General features: G+C 54.8%; 20 protein-coding genes and 1 pseudogene. 13 read left to right on the top strand and 8 right to left on the bottom strand.

Going from position 1 to position 21,029, the window contains the following annotated elements; all coding sequences use genetic code 11:
- Positions 1 to 31: 31 nt before the first annotated feature.
- The 7 genes from H3L91_RS00380 to H3L91_RS00410 all read left to right on the top strand — a co-directional run bounded on the left by H3L91_RS00380 (position 32) and on the right by H3L91_RS00410 (position 9,994).
- Positions 32 to 2,350: an MMPL family transporter gene (locus H3L91_RS00380; RefSeq protein WP_007341379.1), complete on the top strand. Its 2,319-nt coding sequence runs from the start codon at positions 32 to 34 to the stop codon at positions 2,348 to 2,350.
- Positions 2,351 to 2,753: 403 nt separating this feature from the next.
- Positions 2,754 to 4,184 carry an efflux transporter outer membrane subunit gene (locus tag H3L91_RS00385; protein ID WP_007341380.1) on the top strand — a complete coding sequence of 477 codons (1,431 nt, stop codon included), beginning with the start codon at positions 2,754 to 2,756 and terminating at the stop codon, positions 4,182 to 4,184.
- Positions 4,185 to 4,452: 268 nt separating this feature from the next.
- Complete coding sequence (locus H3L91_RS00390) at positions 4,453 to 6,114, top strand: MFS transporter (RefSeq protein ID WP_007341381.1); 1,662 nt, start codon at positions 4,453 to 4,455, stop codon at positions 6,112 to 6,114.
- A gap of 86 nt (positions 6,115 to 6,200) precedes the next feature.
- Positions 6,201 to 7,355: an HlyD family secretion protein gene (locus H3L91_RS00395; RefSeq protein WP_007341382.1), complete on the top strand. Its 1,155-nt coding sequence runs from the start codon at positions 6,201 to 6,203 to the stop codon at positions 7,353 to 7,355.
- A gap of 481 nt (positions 7,356 to 7,836) precedes the next feature.
- The gene (locus H3L91_RS00400) at positions 7,837 to 9,078 is read left to right on the top strand and encodes an NAD(P)/FAD-dependent oxidoreductase (protein ID WP_007341383.1); all 1,242 of its coding nucleotides are present in this window, start codon (positions 7,837 to 7,839) and stop codon (positions 9,076 to 9,078) included.
- Between the two features lie 242 nt (positions 9,079 to 9,320).
- Positions 9,321 to 9,566: a type II toxin-antitoxin system Phd/YefM family antitoxin gene (locus tag H3L91_RS00405; protein ID WP_007341385.1), complete on the top strand. Its 246-nt coding sequence runs from the start codon at positions 9,321 to 9,323 to the stop codon at positions 9,564 to 9,566.
- Positions 9,566 to 9,994, top strand: coding sequence for a type II toxin-antitoxin system VapC family toxin (locus H3L91_RS00410; RefSeq protein ID WP_007341386.1), 429 nt, complete (start codon positions 9,566 to 9,568; stop codon positions 9,992 to 9,994). Before H3L91_RS00405 ends, H3L91_RS00410 begins: the two co-directional genes overlap by 1 nt.
- 199 nt (positions 9,995 to 10,193) lie before the next feature.
- Here the strand turns inward: H3L91_RS00410 and H3L91_RS12155 are convergent, their stop codons facing one another.
- From H3L91_RS12155 to H3L91_RS00425, 4 genes and pseudogenes are all read right to left on the bottom strand, one after another.
- A complete protein-coding gene (locus tag H3L91_RS12155; RefSeq protein WP_007341387.1) occupies positions 10,194 to 10,526 on the bottom strand; it encodes a beta/alpha barrel domain-containing protein in 333 nt (110 codons plus the stop codon).
- Positions 10,527 to 10,636: 110 nt separating this feature from the next.
- Positions 10,637 to 11,362 (bottom strand): annotated as a pseudogene (locus tag H3L91_RS12240) (oxidoreductase).
- 104 nt (positions 11,363 to 11,466) lie between these two features.
- The gene (locus H3L91_RS00420) at positions 11,467 to 13,146 is read right to left on the bottom strand and encodes a DUF7017 domain-containing protein (protein WP_007341391.1); all 1,680 of its coding nucleotides are present in this window, start codon (positions 13,144 to 13,146) and stop codon (positions 11,467 to 11,469) included.
- Entirely contained in the window at positions 13,143 to 14,996 is a 1,854-nt protein-coding gene (locus H3L91_RS00425) for an ATP-binding domain-containing protein (protein ID WP_007341392.1), read from the bottom strand. Before H3L91_RS00425 ends, H3L91_RS00420 begins: the two co-directional genes overlap by 4 nt.
- Positions 14,997 to 15,212: 216 nt before the next feature.
- Between H3L91_RS00425 and H3L91_RS12525 the strand changes: the two genes are divergently transcribed.
- From H3L91_RS12525 to H3L91_RS00445, 6 genes are all read left to right on the top strand, one after another.
- Positions 15,213 to 15,551 (top strand): alpha/beta fold hydrolase, encoded by a 339-nt coding sequence (locus H3L91_RS12525; RefSeq protein ID WP_007341393.1) that lies wholly within the window; start codon positions 15,213 to 15,215, stop codon positions 15,549 to 15,551.
- Between the two features lie 3 nt (positions 15,552 to 15,554).
- Positions 15,555 to 15,827, top strand: a complete 273-nt coding sequence (locus tag H3L91_RS12530; protein ID WP_007341394.1) for a hypothetical protein — start codon at positions 15,555 to 15,557, stop codon at positions 15,825 to 15,827.
- Positions 15,782 to 15,958: a hypothetical protein gene (locus tag H3L91_RS12535; protein ID WP_007341395.1), complete on the top strand. Its 177-nt coding sequence runs from the start codon at positions 15,782 to 15,784 to the stop codon at positions 15,956 to 15,958. The genes H3L91_RS12530 and H3L91_RS12535 overlap by 46 nt, the downstream gene beginning before the upstream one ends.
- 160 nt (positions 15,959 to 16,118) lie before the next feature.
- Complete coding sequence (locus H3L91_RS00435) at positions 16,119 to 16,946, top strand: CPBP family intramembrane glutamic endopeptidase (RefSeq protein WP_007341396.1); 828 nt, start codon at positions 16,119 to 16,121, stop codon at positions 16,944 to 16,946.
- Positions 16,947 to 17,069: 123 nt separating this feature from the next.
- Positions 17,070 to 17,600 (top strand): hypothetical protein, encoded by a 531-nt coding sequence (locus H3L91_RS00440; protein WP_007341397.1) that lies wholly within the window; start codon positions 17,070 to 17,072, stop codon positions 17,598 to 17,600.
- Between the two features lie 3 nt (positions 17,601 to 17,603).
- Positions 17,604 to 18,812, top strand: coding sequence for a beta-ketoacyl-ACP synthase (locus tag H3L91_RS00445; RefSeq protein ID WP_007341398.1), 1,209 nt, complete (start codon positions 17,604 to 17,606; stop codon positions 18,810 to 18,812).
- Positions 18,813 to 19,001: 189 nt separating this feature from the next.
- On the opposite strand, the gene H3L91_RS00450 is transcribed toward H3L91_RS00445, so the two are convergent.
- From H3L91_RS00450 to H3L91_RS00465, 4 genes are all read right to left on the bottom strand, one after another.
- Positions 19,002 to 19,274: a hypothetical protein gene (locus tag H3L91_RS00450; RefSeq protein WP_182109843.1), complete on the bottom strand. Its 273-nt coding sequence runs from the start codon at positions 19,272 to 19,274 to the stop codon at positions 19,002 to 19,004.
- Between the two features lie 218 nt (positions 19,275 to 19,492).
- Positions 19,493 to 20,029, bottom strand: a complete 537-nt coding sequence (locus H3L91_RS00455) for a COG4648 family protein (RefSeq protein ID WP_040658493.1) — start codon at positions 20,027 to 20,029, stop codon at positions 19,493 to 19,495.
- Between the two features lie 278 nt (positions 20,030 to 20,307).
- Positions 20,308 to 20,589, bottom strand: coding sequence for a hypothetical protein (locus H3L91_RS00460; RefSeq protein WP_007341401.1), 282 nt, complete (start codon positions 20,587 to 20,589; stop codon positions 20,308 to 20,310).
- Positions 20,582 to 20,983: a phage holin family protein gene (locus H3L91_RS00465; protein WP_007341402.1), complete on the bottom strand. Its 402-nt coding sequence runs from the start codon at positions 20,981 to 20,983 to the stop codon at positions 20,582 to 20,584. The genes H3L91_RS00460 and H3L91_RS00465 overlap by 8 nt, the downstream gene beginning before the upstream one ends.
- Positions 20,984 to 21,029: the final 46 nt, after the last annotated feature.

The raw sequence follows: 21,029 nt of genomic DNA on the forward strand, positions 1-21,029 counted from the left end.
GCCAACCGACAACATTAAGGCCGTCTGAAAGATGAGTTCCCGCCTCCTGCGCCGTCTTTTCACGGCCGCTTTTTTCCTGCTTGCCGCCTTCCTCGCCTATTCCTTCGCCGCCAAACAGCCGCTGCAAACCGACCTCGCCGCCCTGCTCCCCGCCGAGCAGCAGCCCGACGCGCTGCTGGTTGCCGCCGACAAAGCGGGCGAGGCGCAGTTGAACGGGCAAATCGTCATGCTCACAGGCAGCGCAAATGCGGAAACGGCTTTTCAGGCTGCCGCCGAAATCGCCGGCAAATGGCGGGAAAGCGGCGTGTTTGCCGAGGTAGACAGCAGCGTGATGCCCGATTTGGACAGCGTGCGCGCCGATATGCAGCGTTTGGCGCAGGCAACGCTGCCGCAGGAGCAGGCGCGGCTGCTGTTTCAAGAACCGAAACGGTATTTCCAAACCCGCGCCGAAGATGCGGCGAACCCGTTTGCCGCCGTTTCGCCGCTGTCGCTGGAACAAGACTGGCTGGGCTTCGGGCGGTTTGTGGCGGCGAAAGCCAATCCGCAAAGCCGTTTGCAGTGGAATATGGACAACGGCATGTTGTTCACGGAGGCGGACGGCAAAACATGGGTATGGCTGCGCGGCAAACTGGCGGCAGACACGCGTTTTGCCGGCAACGGCACGCTGCTGCCGCTCATCCGCGACAGCCGCGCCATCGCGCAAAAACACGGTGCCGAAACGCTCTCAGCGGGCGGCGCGCTGTTTGCCGCCGCATCCAAAACCGCCGCCGAAGCGGAAAGCAAAGCCATGAGCATCGCCGGCACGCTGGCCACGTTTGCGCTGCTGCTGTGGGTGTTCCGCAGCGCGCGCGTGTTCTGGCTGGCGTTGCCGCTGGCGGCGGGCATGCTCACGGGGCTGGCGGCGGCGTTGGCGGTGTTCGGCGAAGTGCATATTCTGACGATTGTGATTGGCACGAGTTTGGTCGGCATGCTGGTGGATTTTCCGCTGCACTGGCTTGCGCCGTCGGTTTTCAGGCAGCCTGAAAACGAAAAATGGTCGTCTGAGAGCGCGATGAAACACGTTTTGCCCAGCTTTGCCGTGAGCCTGCTGATTACCGTGTTGGGCTACGCGCTGCTGTGGTTCACGCCGCTGACCGTGCTGCGCCAAACCGCCGTGTTTTCGGGCTTCGCGCTGCTGGGCGCGTTCGGCGCAACCGTGCTGTGGCTGCCGCCGCTGTTTCGCCGTTATCAGGCAAAAGCCGTGCCGTTTGCGAAATTGACGGAAAGATTACTCCGCCTGAAAGGTCGTCTGAACAAGCGTCTGCACAAACGCGGCTGGCTTGCGCTCGGCGGCATTTTCTTGGCGGTAGGGCTGTGGCGCAGCGACTGGCACGACGACATCCGCCAATGGGTCAATATGCCCTCTGAAATGCTGGCGCAAGTGCAGCGCATCGGCGAATTGAGCGGCACCGATTTCGGCGGACGCTACATCGTTGCCGAAGCCGCCAGCGAAGACGCGCTGCTCGCCAAAAACGCCGAACTCGCCCAAGCCCTGCAACCGCTCGTTGCCCAAGGCAAACTCGGCGGCTTCCAATCGCTAGACCAATTTATCGCCCCCGTTGCCGCGCAGCAGCAAGTGCAACACCACCTGCGCGAACTCGCAGGGCAGCCTGAAAACTGGCAGCCGCTCGCCGACATCGGTATCCCAAGCGAAACCATACGCCAAGCCCTGATTCAGGCAGCCGACACGCCGCCGCTCACGCTTTCAGGCAGCCTGAAAACCGCGCTCGCCCAAGCATGGCAGCCGCTGTATCTGGGCGAAGTAGAACGCGGTCGCTACGCCGCCGTCGTGCGCTTGAACGGTTTGACAGACGAAGCCGCCGTCCGCACCGCCGCACTGGGCCTTGCAGGCACACACTGGGCAGACAAACGCGCCCACCTCAACGCCCTCTTCCACCACACGCGCAACCAAGCCGCATGGCTGAAACTCGCCTCCTACGCGCTGGCGTGGCTGCTGCTGTGGCGGATGTTCGGCGCAAAACGCGGCAGCAAAATCCTTGCCGTGCCGCTTGCCGCCGCCGTCTGCACCGTTGCCGCGCTCGGCTGGCTGGGCATTCCCGTGAGCCTGTTTGCCATGTTCGGGCTGCTGCTCGTTTCCGCCATCGGCGTGGATTACGCCGTTTATGCCGTAACCGCCAAACACACCGCCGCCGCACGCTTGGGCGGCATGCTGCTCGCCGCCGCCACCACCGCCCTTTCCTTCGCCCTGCTCGCATTCAGCAGCACGCCCGCCGTTGCCGCATTCGGGCTGACGGTAACGATAGGCGTGGGGTTTAATCTCTGGCTGGCGGGGGCGTTGTTGGCAGATTGAAACCTTTGCAAAACCTTATTGGCAGCCTGAAAAAATAAAAAATGCCGTCATCCCCGCGTAGGCGGGAATCTTGCTTGATAACAAGAAATTTTTGAAAAAACAAACTATTGCCTAAATCTTACTAAGATTCCCGCCTACGCAGGAATGACAGTAGCCGGGAAATTTAGGCGTTTTGCAAAGGTTTCAGATTGAAGCATACAGAAAGCCAAGCAGGTCGGGCATTGTGATGCCCGACGTTTTTATTTACGGCGGATAAAACCAAGATGCCCGACCTACACGAAAGGCCGTCTGAAAACCATCATTCCGTTTTCAGACGGCCTGACACGTTCACATTTTCCGACACAGCCCCGCTACGCTTTTCGCTATAATCGTCCCGATTTCCATTTTTCTGTCTGTTTTCAAAATGTTCAAACGCCTTCCCCTGTTTTTCCTCTGTGCCGCGCTGTTTTCAGGCTGCGCCACCCATCCCAAACACACCCCCGCCGCCGTGGAAACCGCTGAAACGCTCGGTCTGCCCGCCAGCCCGCAGCCGCCGATTGCGCCGCAATGGTGGCGTGCGCTCAACGATGCCAAGCTCGACGGCCTGATTGACACCGCCCTCGCTCGTTCGCCCGATTTGGCGGCGGCACAGGCGCGCTTGCGGCAGGCGCAGGCGGGGGTGGATTTGGCGGATTCGCAGCGCGGCGTGAAGATTGGATTGGGGCTGAGCGGTGCACTGCTGCACCGCGACGGCGTAAATGAGCGCGAGAAGCCCGAACTCATCAGCGATTTGGAAAAGCGGCTGCTGGGCGACCACGGCACCAATATCACTTATGAATCGCTGCAACTGCAAGGGCAATGGTCGCCAGATGTGTTCGGCAAATACAAGCACCAGCTGGAAGCCGCGCTGGGGCAGCAACGCGCCGTGGAATACGAAATCGCGCAGACGCGGCTGCTGCTGGCGCAGGGCGTGGCGACGTATTACCGCCAATGGCAGTTGCTGCTGGAAACGCGGCAGCGCGTGGCGCAGCGGGCGCAGTTGAACCGCGAACGCGAGCAGGTGGTGCGCGAGCTGATTCGCGCAGGACAACTTGCACCGAGCAAACTCTATGCCGTGCAACAGGGCAACAGCCGTTTTCAGGCTGCCTTGTCGGATTTGGACGGCAATATTGCCCAAGTGCGCCACGTGCTTGCCGCGCTGACAGGACAACCGGCGCAGGCGTTGGACACTTTCGCGCCCAATCCCGCCGCCACCACCCCCGCGCCGCCCGTGTCGCAGCTCACCGCCGATTTGCTCGGCAAACGCCCCGATTTGGCGGCGCAGCGCGAGGCACTGACCGCCCGCCGCCATCTGGTTGCCAGCGCAAAAACCGAGTTTTATCCGAACATTACCATCAAGGCGCTGGCGGGCTTGTCCAATGTGGAAATCGGCAACCTGCCGCATTCGTCGTCGTTTCTCGCCGGACTGCTGCCGAGCGTGAGCCTGCCGATTTTTACTTCCGGCACGTTGCGGGCGAACCTGTCGCGCAAGGAAGCCGAGTTTGACGAGCAGGCGGCGCGTTACAACAAAAACGTTTACACCGCCCTGCGCGAAGCCGCCGACGCGCTCACGCAGTACGAAACCGCCGCAGCCGCCGTGCGCGACCAGACCGAGATGACCGCGCTCGCCCGCCGCAACACCGCCGCCGCGCAAAGCCGCTTCCGCGCGGGGCTGGACAACAAACTGGATTTTCTGACAGCGCAGGACGAAACCCTGCAAAACGAAGCGCAACTGGCGCAGGCACAGGCGAAACTGTTTACCGCGTGGCTGGCGTTAAATACCGCCTTTGGCGGAGGTTTTGCGGCGGACAAATAAGGCAGCCTGAAAACGAGCAACGCGAGTTTCTGCGAAGCTAAAATCCTAAATGTCTTCTGAAACAAAATTTTGCTGTCATTCCCGCGCAGGCGGGAATCTTGGTTGAGCCGCATCAAAAGGCAGCAAAAACCACTGCCGCCGAAACCCGAACAAGATTCCCGCCTGCGCGGGAATGACGAAAGTTTGAGGCAGCCTGAAACGCAAAGGCTACCTGAAAACCAGCAAGCTAGTCGGGCATCCCTACCCGACCTACCCATAAGGACTCCCCATGCCCCTGCAATCCGGCGGCTACACCTTCAAGCCGCATGAAATGCCCTTTATGCCGGGTTCGCCCGCCTCGCCCGAGCATCCGAAAAAGCGGCGGCTCGCGTATCTTGCCATCGGTTTATTACTCGCGCTGTCGTCGGGCTTCCAAAACGGGCTGCTCACCGCCTCGCTGCCGCAACTGCGCGGCGATTTGTCGCTCGATTTGCAGCAGGGCGGCTGGATTCAGGCGGCGTATTTCATGGCTTACGCCTGCATGAGCGTCCTCTTTTTCAAAGTCCGCAAGGCGTATGGCCTGCAACGCTTCGTCCGCATCACCCTGTTCGCCCAGCTTGCCGCCAGCCTGCTGCAACTGGTTTATCACCATTACGAAGTGGAACTCATCGCGTGTGTTGCCGCCGCCGTCGCCGCCAGCGGCCTGCTGGTGCTGTCGATTTACTACATGATGCAGGGCTTTACCGGCACGAAAAAGCTGGTCGGGCTGGTGTTCGGGCTGGGGCTGATGCAGGTCGGCACGCCGCTGGCGCAGAGCCTCGTGCCGCTGCTGTATGGCGACGGCGACCTCAACGGCGTGTTCGCCTTTCAGGCTACCCTCGCGCTCGCCTGCACCGCCTGCCTGTTCGCCCTGCCGCTGCCGCCCGGCATCACCGTGCGCAAATCGTTCACGCTGACCGACGCGCTCAGCTTTACCCTGTTCGCCTCCGGCATCGCGCTGTTGTGCGCCTTTCTCGTGCAGGGGCGCACGGTGTGGTGGACGACGCAGTGGCTCGGCTGGCTGCTCGCGGGCGGTGTGGGGCTGACGGGGCTGGCGTTGTACATCGAATCGACGCGGCACAAGCCGATGCTGGACTGGCACTGGATGACCGTGCCGCAAATCCTCATCTTCGCCGTGATGGGCGTGATGGCGCGGCTCTTGACCTCGGAGCAGACCGTCGGCGCGGCGGGGCTGATGGGCGCGGTGGGCATGGGCAGCGCGCAGATGAGCACGTTTTACCTGATTGTTGCGGGCGGAATGCTGGCGGGTGTGGTCGGCAGCCTGATTTTGCTGGATATCAACGACATCCGCCGCCCCGTGATGGTTGCGCTCGCCTGTTTCGCCCTCGGTGCGTGGCTGGAAATCGGCGTGGGCATGCAGACCCGCCCCGCGCAACTTTATTTCAGCCAGTTTATCGTTGCCTTTGCCTCGCTGCTGTTTATGGGGCCGATGATGCTTGAAGGCGCACTGCGCGCGCTGGCGAAAAGCCCCGACCACATGATGAGCTTCTCCGCCGTGTTCGGCCTGTCGCAAACCCTCGGCGGGCTGGCGGGTGCGGCGGCATTCAGCGCGTTTTTAACTTACCGCACCCGCGACCACCTCGCCGCCATCGCGCAAAACCTGACCCTCTCCAACCCCGCGCTCGCCGCCGACATCCAGCGCAACGCCGCCGCCCTCTCCGCCACGCTCTCCGACCCCGTGCTGCTGCAAGGCCGCGCCGTCTCGCAAATCACCGCGCAGGCGGGCAAAGAAGCGGCGGTGGCGGCATACAGCGACCTGTTCGCGCTGCTGGCGGCGATGGCGGCGGTATCGACCCTCGTCGCCGTCGCCCTGTGGCTGTACCGCCGTTATTACAAGATTGATATTCTGGCGGCGGAGAAGGCGAAAGTGTTTGCGGCGTTGGGGAAATAGTGTTTCAGACGGCATTAAAGGCAGCCTGAAAACCACCGCACCAACCCATTAACCGAATCAACCCCCAAATCAACGGAAAGCAAAAAATGTCCCAACCCGACACCCCCGAACAACCCGACACCGAATCCCAAAAAACCGCCGTGCCGCAGCCCAAGATGCAGCCTGAAACGTCGTCTGAAACCCCGTCCGAGCCGCAAGAGCCCGCCCAATGGCAGCCTGAAAAACACCGTTTCGGCAGCATCGGCATACTCGCCGCCAGCGCAATCGGCGTGGTGCTTGCCCTGTATGCCTTCCGCCTGCCGCCCTTCGGCATGGGCGAGGTTTACACCAACAACGCCTATGTGCGCGGCAGCGTAACCACCGTCAGCCCGCGCGTGGGCGGCTATGTGCAGAAAGTTCTAGTACGCGATTTTGACAACGTAAAAGCCGGTCAGCCGCTGGTGGAAATCGACCCCGCGCCCTACCGCGCCAAAGTCGCCCAAGCCGAAGCTGGGCTGGCGGGGCAGCAGGCGGCGTTGAACAAAACCGTGCAGGACAAAGCCTCCGCCCTCGCCGTCTCCAAAGCCAACCAAGCCGCGATTGACAACGCCCGCGCCCAGCTTGACCGCGCCCGCCGCGAATGGCAGCGCATACAGGCGGTGAGTGCCGATGCCGTGTCGCAAAGCAGCCGCGATGCCGCGCAAACCGCCGTTAAACAAGCCGAAGCGGGCCTGAAACAGGCGCAGGAGCAATACGCCGTGGCGCAGCAGAACATCATCAACACGGGCGTAGGGCGCGAGGGCGCACAGGCGGGCATCGCCAACGCGCAAGCCCTGCTGGACTTGGCAAAACAGGATTTGGGGCATACTGTGATTTACGCACCCGCCAGCGGCAAACTCGGCGAAGTCAGCGTAAAACAAGGGCAGCTTGTGAGCGCGGGCACGCAGCTGATGTCCGTCGTGCCACCCGAACGCTGGATCATCGCCAACATCAAAGAAACCGATATGGCCAACGTGAAAATCGGGCAGAGTGCCAGCGTGAGTATCGACGCACTCGGCGGCAAGGCGTTCAGCGGCAAAGTCGCCGAAATCTCGCCCGCCACCGCTTCCGAATTCAGCCTGATTAAAGCCGACAGCGGCACGGGCAACTTCGTCAAAATCGCCCAACGCATCGCCGTAAAAATCGTATTTGACGCAGGGCAACAGGATTTGGAACGCCTCGCGCCGGGGATGTCGGCGGAAGTGAACATTGCTACGAAGTAAGCCGAACATTAAGCCGTTCAATTTAACAACATCTGCTCGGCGCAGGGACTTGCCCGCCCATTGACAGGCGTTCCGCTTAATACAGCCATAAAGGCCGTCTGAAAACCGAAAAATATGTTTTCAGACGGCCTTATCTTTGCACGCCACCCAATGCAGCCTGAAACCTTTGCAAAACCTCAAAACCCACCCAACTACTGTCATTCCCGCGCAGGCGGGAATTTTGTTGGAATTCAAGAATGCTTGAATAAACAAGCTATTGCTTGGCTTCAAACAAGATTTCCCGCCTGCGCGGGAATGACGGCGATTTAACTATTTCTTGTTTACTTCGAGGTTCGCCAAGGTTGCAGCCCAAACACCCGCAACACGCTTTCAGACGGCATCAATCACAGGTAAAATCACACCGTTTCACATTTAACGTTTTTTACAACACGGGCAGCCCAAGCGTGCCGCCCATTCCCACTTCATATTTAAAGGATAAAAAATGTCTGCTCAATTTGATGTCGCCGTTATCGGCGCAGGCCCGTCAGGCTCGGTTGCCTCCGCCCTGCTTAACAAACAGGGCTTCAAAGTATGCGTGCTGGAAAAACAGCATTTTCCGCGCTTTGTGATTGGCGAGAGCCTGCTGCCGCACTGCATGGAAATGCTGGAAGAAGCCGGTTTTGCCGATGCCGTGCGCGCCGAAAAAGGCTTTCAGTTTAAAAACGGCGCGGCGTTCGCATGGGGCAGCCGCCGCACCGCGTTTGACTTCACCGAGAAATTTTCAGACGGCCCGGGCACGGTGTTCCAAGTGCGCCGCGAAGTGTTTGACAAAATCCTGATTGACGAAGCCGCCAAACAAGGCGTGGAAGTGCGCTTCGGGCACGGCGTAACCGCGTTTGACAACAGCGGCGACACGGCGCGTTTGAGCGTGGAAACCGACACGGGCGAAAAATACGAACTCACCGCCCGTTTCGTCTTGGACGCAAGCGGCTACGGGCGCGTGCTGCCGCGCCTGCTGGACTTGGAAACCCCGTCCCACCTGCCCCCGCGCATGGCGCATTTCACCCGCATCACCGACAACATCGCCGCCGATGCGGATTTTGACCGCAACAAAATCCTGATTACCACCCACCCGCAGCACCGCGATGTGTGGTTTTGGACAATCCCCTTCGGCGACAACACCTGCTCGCTCGGCGTGGTCGGCACGCCCGACAAACTCGCGGGCGAACCCGAAGCCGTGTTGAAAAAAATGGTTGCCGACTGCCCCAATCTCGTTGAATTGTTTCAACATTCCAAATGGGAAAACGGCTTCCCCTACCGCAGCATCCAAGGCTATTCCGCCAACGTCAAAGCCCTTTACGGCAAACATTTCGCACTCTTGGGCAACGCCGCCGAATTTCTTGACCCCGTGTTCTCATCGGGCGTAACCATCGCGCTGCACTCCGCCAAACTCGCCGCCGACCTGCTCGCACGACAGCTCAAAGGCAGCGCGGCAGACTGGCAAACCGAGTTCGCCGAACCGCTGATGGTGGGCGTGAACGCCTTCCGCACCTATGTTGACGGCTGGTACGACAACCGCTTCCAAAACGTGGTGTACGCCCCCAACCGCAGCCCCGAAATCGGCCGCATGATTTCGTCCATTCTCGCGGGCTATGCGTGGGATACCGCAAACCCGTTTGTGGAAAAATCGGAGCAGCGGCTCAACACGCTGGCGGAACTGGTGGGGGATTTGGCGTTTGAATAAGTGTTGATGTCGTCTGAAAACAGGTGCAGGTCGGGCATTGATGCCCGGACAAACACCGACCTGTTTATCTTAAAATACGCCGTAACGGCTTTATAAAGGTTTCAATCTGAAATCTTCCCCATCATCTTGAATAGCAAACCCAAAGCAGCCTGAAAAACCGTCCCGCCGTTTTTCAGGCTGCCTTGTCTTTTCCAGCCAATCGGCTACAATGTGCAAACGTTGCTACATTATAGGAGACGACCATGCAAACCATCAGCAGCCGCGAATTTAACCAAAACGTTGCCAAAGCCAAAAACATGAGCGACACCGCCCCCGTATGCATCACCGACCGTGGCGAGCCAGCCTATGTGTTGATGAACTATGCGGCGTATCAAAACCTGCAAGGCAAAAAAGCGAGCTTGGCGCACAAACTTGCCGACCCCGAAGCCGATTTGATTGACGTGGAATTTCCACGCTGCATTATCGCCGACCGCGAGGAGTTGTTCTGATGTATCTACTTGATACCAATGTCGTTTCCGAAATCCGCAAAATCAGCCGGGGGCAAGCCGATGCGGCATTGGAACAATGGACGCATTCGGTCAGTTTTGACGACTGCCATCTTTCCGTGATTACCCTGCTGGAAATAGAACAAGGCATTTTGCGCGTGCAGCATCGCGGCGACGAAGCCCAATTTATGCGCCTGCAACACTGGCTCAACGACACCGTGATTCCCACTTTTGACCAACGCATCCTGCCCATAGACCGCCACACCGCCCGCATCTGCGCCCGATTGCACGTTCCCGACCAACGCCCCTACAACGACGCGCTCATCGCCGCCACCGCCATCCGCCACGACCTCACTCTGGTAACGCGTAACGTGCGGGACTTTGCTGAACTGAACGTGCCGCTGCTCAATCCGTTTGCGGGCAAGGCATAGTCTGAAAAACCAAAGGGGAGTAGGTCGGGCATTCATGCCCGACAAATCCTGGAACAAAAAACGTCGGGCATGAATGCCCGACCTACTTCCCCTCCCCGTCAGCATTAGAGAAGACGGGTTTCAGGCTGCCTCAAAGGTCGTCTGAAAAGCCAAAAGGCAGCCTGAAACCCCATTTTCAGGCTGCCTTTCCCATTCCCCCTTATTTCAAAAACGGATAATCCGTATAACCCCGCTCGCCGCCGCCAAACATCGTAGCACGGTCGGGCGTGTTCAGTTCCGCACCCAGTTCAAAGCGTTTGGGCAGGTCGGGATTCGCCAAAAACGCCGCGCCGTAGGCAATCAAATCCGCTGCGCCGTTTTCCAGCGCGGCTTCGCCTGTTTCGGCGGTGTAGCCCGTGCCTGCAATCACGGTTTTGCCCTGCACCATCGGCGCGAAGATTGCCAACTCGTCGCCCTGCGGATAGTGCGGCAACAGCGGAAACATCGGCGAACGCTGCATGATTTCCACAAAGGCGAAATCCAGTTTATTCAACTAGCCGATGAGCTATTCGTAGCTTGCCACGGGGTTGTCAAACGCGATGCCTGCGTAGGGGTGCAGCGGGCTGATTTTGATGCCGACACGTTCGCCGCCGACCGCGTCAATCAGCGCGCGCATACGTCCAGCGTGAAGCGGGCTTTGTTGGCGATGCTGCCGCCGTATTCGTCTTGGCGCAGGTTGGCGGAATCGGCGAGGAACTGTTGCGGCAGATAGTCGTTGGCGGCGTGCAGTTCTACGCCGTCAAAGCCTGCGGCAACGGCGTTTTTCGCGGCTTGGGCGTAGTCGGCGACGATTTGGCAGATTTCGGCGGCGGTCAGTTCGCGCGGGGTTTCGTAGTCTTTCGGCCCTTGCGATGTGAAATGCTGCATGCCTTCAATTTTTACCGCGCTGGGTGCGGCGGGCAGCACGCCGTTGCGTTTGATGGAATGGGCGACGCGACCTGTGTGCCACAGTTAGGCGAAAATCAGCCCGCCTTGTTCGTGTACGGCGGCGGTTACTTTTTTCCATGCGGCTATCTGCGCGGCGGTGAACAAGCCCGGTGTGAGCGGGCTGCCGAGCGCGTCGGCGGAGATGTTGACGGCTTCGGACAAAATCAGTCCTGCGGATGCGCGTTGGGTGTAATACTCGGCGGCCATCGCGCCGACGATGCCGTCTGTGTCGGCGCGGCTGCGGGTCATCGCCGCCATCACCATGCGGTTTTTGAGTTTCAGGTTGCCTAGGGTGTAGGGTTGTAAGAGTTTCATGTTGCGGTGTCCTGTTGGGCTTGGTTGAAAGTGTTGCCAGTATAAACACCATGCGTATTCGGATAAACGGGGTAAAACGGATAACATTTATCCGAATATGGAATAATTTTGATAAAAAAACAGCCTAAAAAACGCCGTCTAAATCCGTTCAGACAGCTCAAAATAATTTTGACAATTTTAGGAACTGGAATTTATTTGGTTTTAATTTTAATTGCACGCCAACTAAATTCTGATTTTTTTGGGTTTTTACTATAAATTGCAATAATTTCTACTTGTAATTCACTTTCATCATCAAAATTTTGTAGGAGGTATGAGGCAACGAATACATCCTCTACAAAAGCAAAGCCTTTTTCATGACGTTTCAAGCAGCCTGAAATTATTTTTATATCTTCATTTTTCAAAAAAACATCTATTTGTGCTTGTGCTAATAATATTTCTTGCGTTTCTTTTTTTTGATTGTACGCCGTATAAGCCAATACGTTATCGCCTATATTTGGCAAATCTCCTTGCCATGCTCCCATTGATGCTGATACATAGCTATTACGATTAAAAAATATCCCAATCTTATTGTTTTTTAAATTCTCTACTACGCCATTTCGTTTGTCTGCACAATCCCATAATTGACCATTTTCACGAGAGCTGATGTGCAGAATAGTTTGTCGTCCATTGGCTGCTTTTCCGATTAATAAGCAAACGGGTGTCCCTGACTGAAAATATGCAACCTCTTTTGTTTCTGTACCCACAATTGAAATAGCTTTCCTTTTTTCATTAGGGCGGAAAATAAATTTTGCTAGTTTTTTTGGATTCTTATTTTTTGGGGCATCTGCTGGCAAAGGTAAAGTAAATACCGTATCAAAATTAGCATCATATTCCTGTACATCATCAAAACATAAAACTAAAGCTTCAGGGGCATATTGTTGATATTGTTTGATTAATTCCTCATTGGACAGTGCATTCTCAGGAGAATACCAATCTGCATCTAATAATTTTTGTAAGGCATCGTCTATTTTCCAACCATGCTGTTCACGAATATTCCTTGTTTGTAATACTTCACCGTTTGCCCAAGCTGTTTCATTTTGTTCTATCAATAATTGTGCTAAATCAATATGTACGTTCACACTGAATTCAGGTTTTTGGCAACATTGTAGAGCCTGACAAAAACATGCTTTAGCTAAATCGGGTTGTTCTGAAGCATAGAGTTGCCCTGCTTTTTGCCATAACCAGAATTCTTTATTTTTATTTTTCAATAGATAACCTAAAGTTTGAGCAGCTTCTTGATGTTTACCCAATTGTTTAAGTAATTTCACTCTATCCCAATCCAACCATAAAACATCATCACCAACTGCAACTGAACGGGTATTCTCCAGCCATCCAATAATATGTTCCACATCTGCCGATGTTGCCTGCTGAGAAAAATGACTTACCCATTTCGCCAAACCCCGAGCAATACTGCAAACCAAAGGAGAAAACTGCTTTCCTTGATATTCGCCAGCTTGCCAATCGTCATCCTGAATACCATCAATTCGCACTACCCAATAAATAAAATTCAAATAATCAGGCGAATACGCAGATAGCTTGGTTAATTCACGCAAGATATTAGACAAAGACGAATCTGCCCGACGGTTAGGTAGTTTTGCATATTCTCGTGCCGTATCATAAATTTGTTTGATCTTGGCGTAATTAGGCGGGGTTTGTTCCAGTTTAGCAATAATTTCGGCAACCTGTTGCTTAATCAGACCATAATATGCCCAATTGATTTGAATCAATACATAAAAATCATTGATATATGCCTTGCCCCGCTCAATGGCAGCCTGAAAATTGCCCGCTTTTCGTAATGCTTTAATATGCTCACTTGGATTTTGATAATTCATGATAGTTTTTCTCTTACTACATCAATCAAATCAAGATCAGTAACAGCATGAACATGCACGCTGGATACAACGCCTTGTTTGTCAAAGTTAAGGGTGAATTGGATACGTTCCTGCCACTGCTTCATTAATACAATACTTAGCCGGTAATCATTTTCAGGAATAACAGAAACTGGTTTCCAATCAGGTAAATTTTGGCAGATGTGATTAAAAAGTACTTGCTGAGTGGGGGTATATGGAGATTTTGCCACGCACTCAACCGCCAAATTAATCAATATACTATATTGTTCTTCTTTTGCATTATGTTGCCATTTACTAATTCGATGGTTGCCTTTATAAGCAATCTGCAAACCAAATTCTCCCTGCCCTGTTTGAACACAATACTTTTCCAAATAAGGGTGTGATGATTGATGAACCAAACGGCACTGACAACATTCGGCTATTTGATGAAGGTATTCTTTCAATTTATTTGAAAAATCAGTTTCACTATTTTCAGGCAGCATCCAACCTGTTCCTATTGCAATTTGTTCGACAATTTGCTCTGCTTGATTGTTTATTTTCCAAATTGCTTGATCAAAAGGCGTTACTGGTGTGAAATTAAGCAAAATCGTTTTTTCAGTGGCAACAGTTAAAGCCGAATACAGCCAACGGAAATAACCTTCCGAATGCTTCCCTGCACTATGGGCACAGTTAATATAACAAATATCGCGATCCATTCCTTGTGCGTGATGTACTGTAGCAGCATAGCCGTAGCGTACATAAGCAAGATTAACCTCTGTTTTTTTCTTTTTTTCCTTTTGGTTTTTCCAAGCTTTTACAGCAATTGCTATATCTGCACCTAATTCAGGTTTTTCATTAATCAAAAATTCCACTAAAACGGGGTTGTTTGATTTATTGGCTAAGGTAATATCTTGTAATTGGAATGAAATAGGTTTATCACGCCCTTTTAATGGTTGCTTAATTTCTTCTGTTGGTTGAGTAACTGAAATACGCTCAAGATTTCCAGAATATATAGTCCTATTTTCATCATCTTGCCAAACATAAATCTCTAACCAATCACCAATTGACAAAAAATTGGACAATCCTAATTTTGAACGCAACCATTGGCTAAACCGCATACTTTGTTCATGTGTTTCAGTCAAATACCAAACAGGCTCATCATTTTGATAATGCGATAAAATCTCTTGAGCAGCGATGGATTTATCTTTTTGAGCAATTAACTTCGAATCAGGAAAATAAGATAAAGAGGCAAAACTATGTTGTTGTAGTGCATGAGCTAAATGTGTTGCCATTTTTAAAGCCCCCAAAAGATTTGGAGCATCAATGTCCAGCAGCGGCAAAACATAACTGTCTTCGCATTGGCTCAAAATATCACCACGCTGAATTTGATAGGGATCCCCAAAAAATATAGCTTTGCGTTTGCTTCCAGAAAAATCAATGAATTGAAATAAATCATCTAACAGTTTACCACTGCCATATCGTTTACCGTCTGGTGTAGTAAAAGCAGTATTACTTAGCAAATGAGCATTATCCAGTAAATAAATACAGTTTTTAGAATCCGAATTCGCACGCAATGGCATAGTTTTGGAGGAGGCGGTTTCTTCTTGTTCCATCAATTGAAATTTTTCTGTTTCCAAAGAGGATGAATACAAGTGTTGGTAAATACTTTTACCCTTAGAACCAACTAAACGCATATTAGGGTACAAGATAATATATTCTATTTTATTCTTAGATAAATTTTTGGCAAGCTGATGCAGTAGCTTTGTTTTCCCTGTTTTTGTCATACCTGTTAATGCAAATGTATGCTTAGAACTAGAGATAAAATCTAAAATATGTTGTAACGGAAGTTGCATATTTATGACTTTCTAATTTGACTTAGTAGGGTTATAATCAAATAATAAGTTAATTAAAATGTATTCTATAGGTTGGTAAAATATTTCATATTGTGTTGTAATTATTAATTAAATATTACCAGAACATTTCTAATTGTCAATAAATTCTCTTTATTGGCACAACCTGCTTTCGCCGCGCCAAACCGCGCCGTTTCTCCGACAAACAGGAGCAACCCCATGACCGCAACCCTGCATTACCAAAACGCCGAATTGTCCTACCAGCTTGGCGGCAAAGCCGACGCGCCCGCCATTGTCCTGTTGCATGGCGGACTCGGTTCGGCGGAGGACTTCGCCCCGCTGCTGCCCCGCCTGCAAGCGCATTTCCGCACCCTTGCCATCGACACGCGCGGACACGGACGCTCCACGCGCGGCGATGTGTCGCTGACTTACGCCCAAACCGCCGACGACGCACGGCAGATTATTGAAGCCGTCGGGATGCGCCAGTTTCACCTGTTCGGATTCAGCGACGGCGGCGTAACCGCTTACCGCATCGCCGCCGCCGATGCCCGCGTGTAATCCGTGCTGACCGTCGGCGCGCAATGGCACAGCCGCGACACCCCGCGCGAAATGATGGCAAGCCTCACCGTTGCCGATGTGCGCGAGCAGATGCCCGAACAGGTCGCCGCCTACCAAAAACACAACCCCCGCCCCGATTTGGACGCGCTGGTTACCGACCTGCGCCGCCTGTGGACGGACGACACGGCGGCGGGGTTCCCGAATGAAAACACCGCCAACATCAAAGCCCCGTGCTGGCGGTGCGCGGCGAAGACGATTTCCTGCTCTCCGCCATAGCCCTGAACGGCTTGCGCCAAGTCCTGCTCGCCGCGCATCTGATGAACGTGCCGTTTGCCGCGCATGAAGTGATAAAAAAGCAGCCCAATATTTTATGGGCGACGATGAAAGTGTTTTACAAGCTGGCGTAGTGAGTAGGTCGGGCATTTATGCCCGACAGCCCCAACCAATTTAAAAAAACGTCGGACATGAATGCCCGACCTACACGGCTTTTCAGGCTGCCTATCCAACAGCCCCAAAGGCAGCCTGAAAAATACCCATACCGCCAAACCAACAGGACGCCGATACACCATGACTATCCTAACCAAATACAACAGACCCATTTTCTTCTATTTTTGGTCAATGCTGATTCCAGCGGTGCTGTGGTTCGGCATGGCATATTTGAGCCATTTGCCCGAGCAGACATCTGCCACGCAAATCGGGCAAACCGTGTTAGGGATCGCGGGCTTGGTGTCGCCCATGCTGATTGCGCTGCATTTGTTCCGCCAAGATGCCGATTTATGGAATGATTTGAAACACCGCCTGTCCTTGCGCCAGCATTTTTCGCCGTTTGCCATCGCGCTGATTTTGCTGCTGACATACGGCTCCATTATGGCGGCGCAAGTGATTTCCACCTTTTTCGGATATAGCTGGGCGCAGTTTCATATTTCGGGGCAGCCGTCTTTCCAGTCCGCCTTTGTATCCGCATGGTTTGTGCTGACTTTTGCCCCGCTGGTTGAAGAATTGGCGTGGCACAGTTACGGCACAGATGCGCTGTTGCGAAAATTCAGCCTGTTTTCCACTTCTATGATTTTCGGCGTGTATTGGGTGGTGTGGCATCTGCCGCTGGCTTTTGTGAAAGGCTATTACCACAGCCATGTGGTCGCGGAAGGCGCGCTGGCTTCCATTAACTATGCCGCCAGTATTTTCCTGTTTGTGCTGATTATGAACTGGCTGTACTGCAAATTCGGACGCAATATTTGGATAAGCGTGCTGTTTCATCTGGCTGCCAACACGGGCAATGAAATTTTCAACACGCACCCCGATACCAAAATCATACAAACCTTGATTTTCCTGCTGTTCGTGATTGCGATGATTGCCAAAGACCACAAACTGTTTTTTGCCAAATACAGCGCGTAGGTCGGGCATTCATGTCCGACAAGCACTGGGAAATTAAAAAACTGTCGGGCATCAATGCCCGACCTACACGCTGAAACCCCAAACGTCGTCTGAAACCCCAATCCCCAACCCAAAGGAATCCCCATGCGCCTTATCCCAATCACCGCAGCCGCCCTCGCCCTTGCCGCCTGCACCGCGCTGCCCCACCTGCAAACCCTGCCCGCACTGCCGCAGCAGGTGCAGTGGTTCAAGCTGGAACAGACCGATGCCGCAGGGCAGACCGTGCAGACCAGCCTACTGGCGGTGGAGCAGCTTTCAGACGGCATCCGCTTTGTGCAGACCGACGCGCTCGGCGCGCCCGTGTCGCGGCAGACCGTTACCCCGCGCGGCTGGAAAAACGACGGCTTCATCATGCCCAACGCCCAATCGCGCCGCCTGTTTGCCGCGCTTTTGCCGCTGATTGCCGCCCGCCGCGCCGAAACGCTGTATCCCGATGTGCAGCAGATGCAGCCTGAAACGTCGTCTGAAAGCCATCAGACGTTTTGCCCCGAAGGCAGCGGCGCATTATTCCGCTACCGCAACCGCGATTTGTGGTGCGTGGCGCACAGCGGCAGCCGCTTTGACATCGCCTTCCCCGACCAAACCCGCTGGACAGCCCAGCCCATTGAAGAATAAACCATGACCACCCCCGTTTACCTCAGCCGCCCCGCCGTAACCAGCGCACTCGGCAGCGGACTGCAAACCCATATCCACGCGCTGCTGAACCCGAGTGCCGACAGCCCGCTTACCTTTTCCGAGCAATGGGTGCGCGGCGAACCCTACGCATTCGGCGCGGTTGGCGAAACCCTGCGCCCTTTTTCAAACGACCTTGCCGCCGAACACCGCAGCCGCAACAACCAATTACTCTGGCACGCCCTCGCCCAAATCGAACCCGACATTCAGACCGCCCTCGCCCGCTACGGCAGCCACCGCGTCGCCGTGGTGATTGGCACGTCCACCAGCGGCGCGGACGAAAATATCCCGCTGTTTGAACACGTCTCCCACGGCGGCGGCTGGGCGGACAAACCGTTTAACCAGTTGCAGCACACCATGAACGCGCCCGCCGAATTTGTCGCCCAAGTGTACGGCCTGCAAGGGCTGCGCTACACCGTCTCCACCGCCTGCACATCAGGCGCGCGCGCCCTCATCAGCGCGGCACGGCTGTTGCGCGCCAACCTTGCCGATGCCGTAATTTGCGGCGGCGCAGACACCCTGTCGCCCTTAACCATCAACGGCTTCGCTTCGTTGGAAGTGTTGTCGGACGGCCTCGCCAACCCCTTTTCCGCCCGCCGCAACGGCATCAACATCGGCGAAGCCGCCGCCGCATTCGTGATGACCCGCGATGCCGATTTCGGCGGCAAAATGCAACTGCTCGGCTACGGCGCAAGCAGCGATGCCTACCATATGTCCTCGCCCCGCCCCGACGGCTTGGGCGCGGCGCAGGCGTTTCAGGCTGCCCTCAACCACGCCCGCCTCAGCCCGCAGGACATCGGCTGGATCAACCTGCACGGCACCGGCACGCGCCACAATGACAGCATGGAAAGCCGCGCCGTCGCCCAAGTGTTCGGCAGCCAAACGCCCTGCACTTCCACCAAACCCAGCACAGGACACACCCTCGGCGCAGCAGGCGCATTGGAAGCCGCCTTTGCATGGGGCGTTGCCAGCCGCGACACCAACCCGCGAGGCAAACTCCCGCCACAGCTCTGGGACGGCACACCCGACCCCGAACTGCCCTCCATCGCGCTTACCGACGAAAACAGCGTGTGGCCGTCTGAAAAACGGATTGCGGCGAGCTCGTCGTTTGCGTTTGGCGGGAGTAATGCGGTGTTAATCATCGGCGAAATGTAAACGGCGCGAAAAAGGCAGCCTGAAAACCATTTTTTAGATGCTGTTTTCGCTTCGCTAAACCGCGCTTTACTCGTTTTCAGGCTGCCTTAATCGTTTAAGAGGATAGATGGATATGGATGAAAAAAAAAAAAAGAATTTCTTAATAATTTAGTCAACCGATACCTATGGAACTATTCGTTACTGCTCAATTTACTTTTCCTGCCCTTTTACCAGCCCCACCAACCTTTTTGGATTGCGCTCGGCTGCGTGTTCGCGCTCATTGGAAAAATGCAGGGATTGGGCTTTAAATTGCAAAACCACATCGCCTTGTTGGACATAAAAAGAGCTTGGGCAAATAAAAAAGTATTTTTGATTAGGATAGCGGTTTCCTGTTTGGCAGTGATGCAAATCTGGCTGTCTTGGAATGCAGAAACAAACGGCTGGGTATGCGGGTCTCTTTGTCTGAACAGCGAAATCGTGCAAAAAATCTTTCTTAGCGGGGCTTATTCTATGGATTTTTACTTTCTCTTTATCCTGATGATCGACCTTAACAAGTTAAAAGAAAGCATTTGAATGGCGTTTGGTTTCAACAGCACGGCAGAACAAGCAGCGCAATAAAGGCCATCTGAAACCTTTGCAAAACCCCTGAGGCAGCCTGAAAAATAAGCAATGCCGTCATTCCCGTGCAGGCGGGGATGGCTTCACACTTTCAACACCAGCTTGCGGTAAACCCATTCCCCCGCAAACAGCACGCCCATCAGGATATACGACACAATCCCCGTGTAAACCGCCCACCAGTCATGCCGCCCGCTCCATGCCAGCAGTGCCGCCATGCCGCCGTTAAACACAAAAAATCCGCACCAAATCTGCGTTACCCGCCGCGTGTGGTGCACGCCTTCGGGTGGCAGGTTTGGGTGTTGCAGGCGGGCGAGGCGTTCAATGACGGTTTGTTTGGCAAACAGGCTGCCTCCGAACACCGCCAGCATCAGCGCATTGACGGCAACGGGATACCAATACATCGAATCGGGCAGCCTGAACACCAAAACGGCGGCGAAAAACGCAGCCAGCAACAGCGCAACCGCCCGCTGCCCCAGCGTTTGCGGTATGGCGGCGCGGATTAGCCACAGCACGCACATGGCGGCGGCGAGCCAGAAAAACGCGCCGTTTTCACGCCCGTAATACCATAGAAGCGGATAGGCGAGACTGGCAAGGGTGAGCAGGATTTTGGCGGCGGGCATGGTTAGAATGGAAATGTTCAAGCAGTTTGAAATGTTTGCGAAACGCCTAATTACCCAAATCACGTCATTCCCGCGCAGGCGGGAATCTTAGTCGGATTCGGGCAGCAGATTGTTTTGGCAAAAATTTCCGCAATTCAAACAAGATTCTCGCCTGCGCGGGAATGACGGAAATCGGGTTTCGGTTTCGCCGAAGCTGCGTTTTCAGACGGCCTGAAAACGGGTTTGGCAGTACCTGAGGTTCGGTAAAAGTTTCAGGCCGTCTGAAAACGGGTTCGCCCTCAGCGGCTGCCGTTTTTGTGGCGCAGCCAGTGCCAGGCCAGCCAGGCGAGGGGCCACAGGCGGCGCAGGGGGCGGGGGGCGAGGGTGCGGGCGGTGCGGCTGCTGCGGCTGTCAGCGAAGGCGGCGGCGAGGAGTTCGGCGGTGCGCACAAGGTTGGCGCGGCGGGTCTGCCGCTGTTGTTTGAGCTGGCGCAGGCGGATGTGTTCGGCGCGCACTTTCAGGCGTGCGAGTTGGATTTCGAGTTCGAGCAGTTCGCGTGTCTGGCGTTGTTGTTCATTCATCGTCGGCCTCTTTGTGTTTGGCGGTTTCGCCGCGCAGGCAGGCGATGTCGTCGCGGATGCCTTGTACGGCGGCGGCCAGGTTTTCGTTTTGCGTGCGCCAGAGGGCGATGATGCGGCGCAGGGAAAGGAGGGCGAGCAGGACGCAGAGGGTGGCGGTGGTGAAAAATACGGTGAGGGCGGCGGTGTCACCGAGCAGGCGGTTGAGGCCGAACATGAGGGCGAGGACGGCGGCAAAGAGGAGGACGGCGGCCAGAAGCAGGGCAGCGGCGATTTTGAAGGTGCTTGCGGCTTGGTCGGCGAGGTCGAGGGTGAGCAGGCGCAGGCGCAGGAGCAGCAGGTCGGTGCCTTTGTCGAACAGGATTTTGGCGTGGCCGATTTCGTCTTTGATGCCCATGGCGGATTCCGTGTCGGGTTTGGGGTAGGTTTGATGGAAGCAGGCC

It is taken from the genome of Neisseria bacilliformis, from assembly GCF_014055025.1.
Taxonomy (GTDB): Bacteria; Pseudomonadota; Gammaproteobacteria; order Burkholderiales; family Neisseriaceae; genus Neisseria; species Neisseria bacilliformis.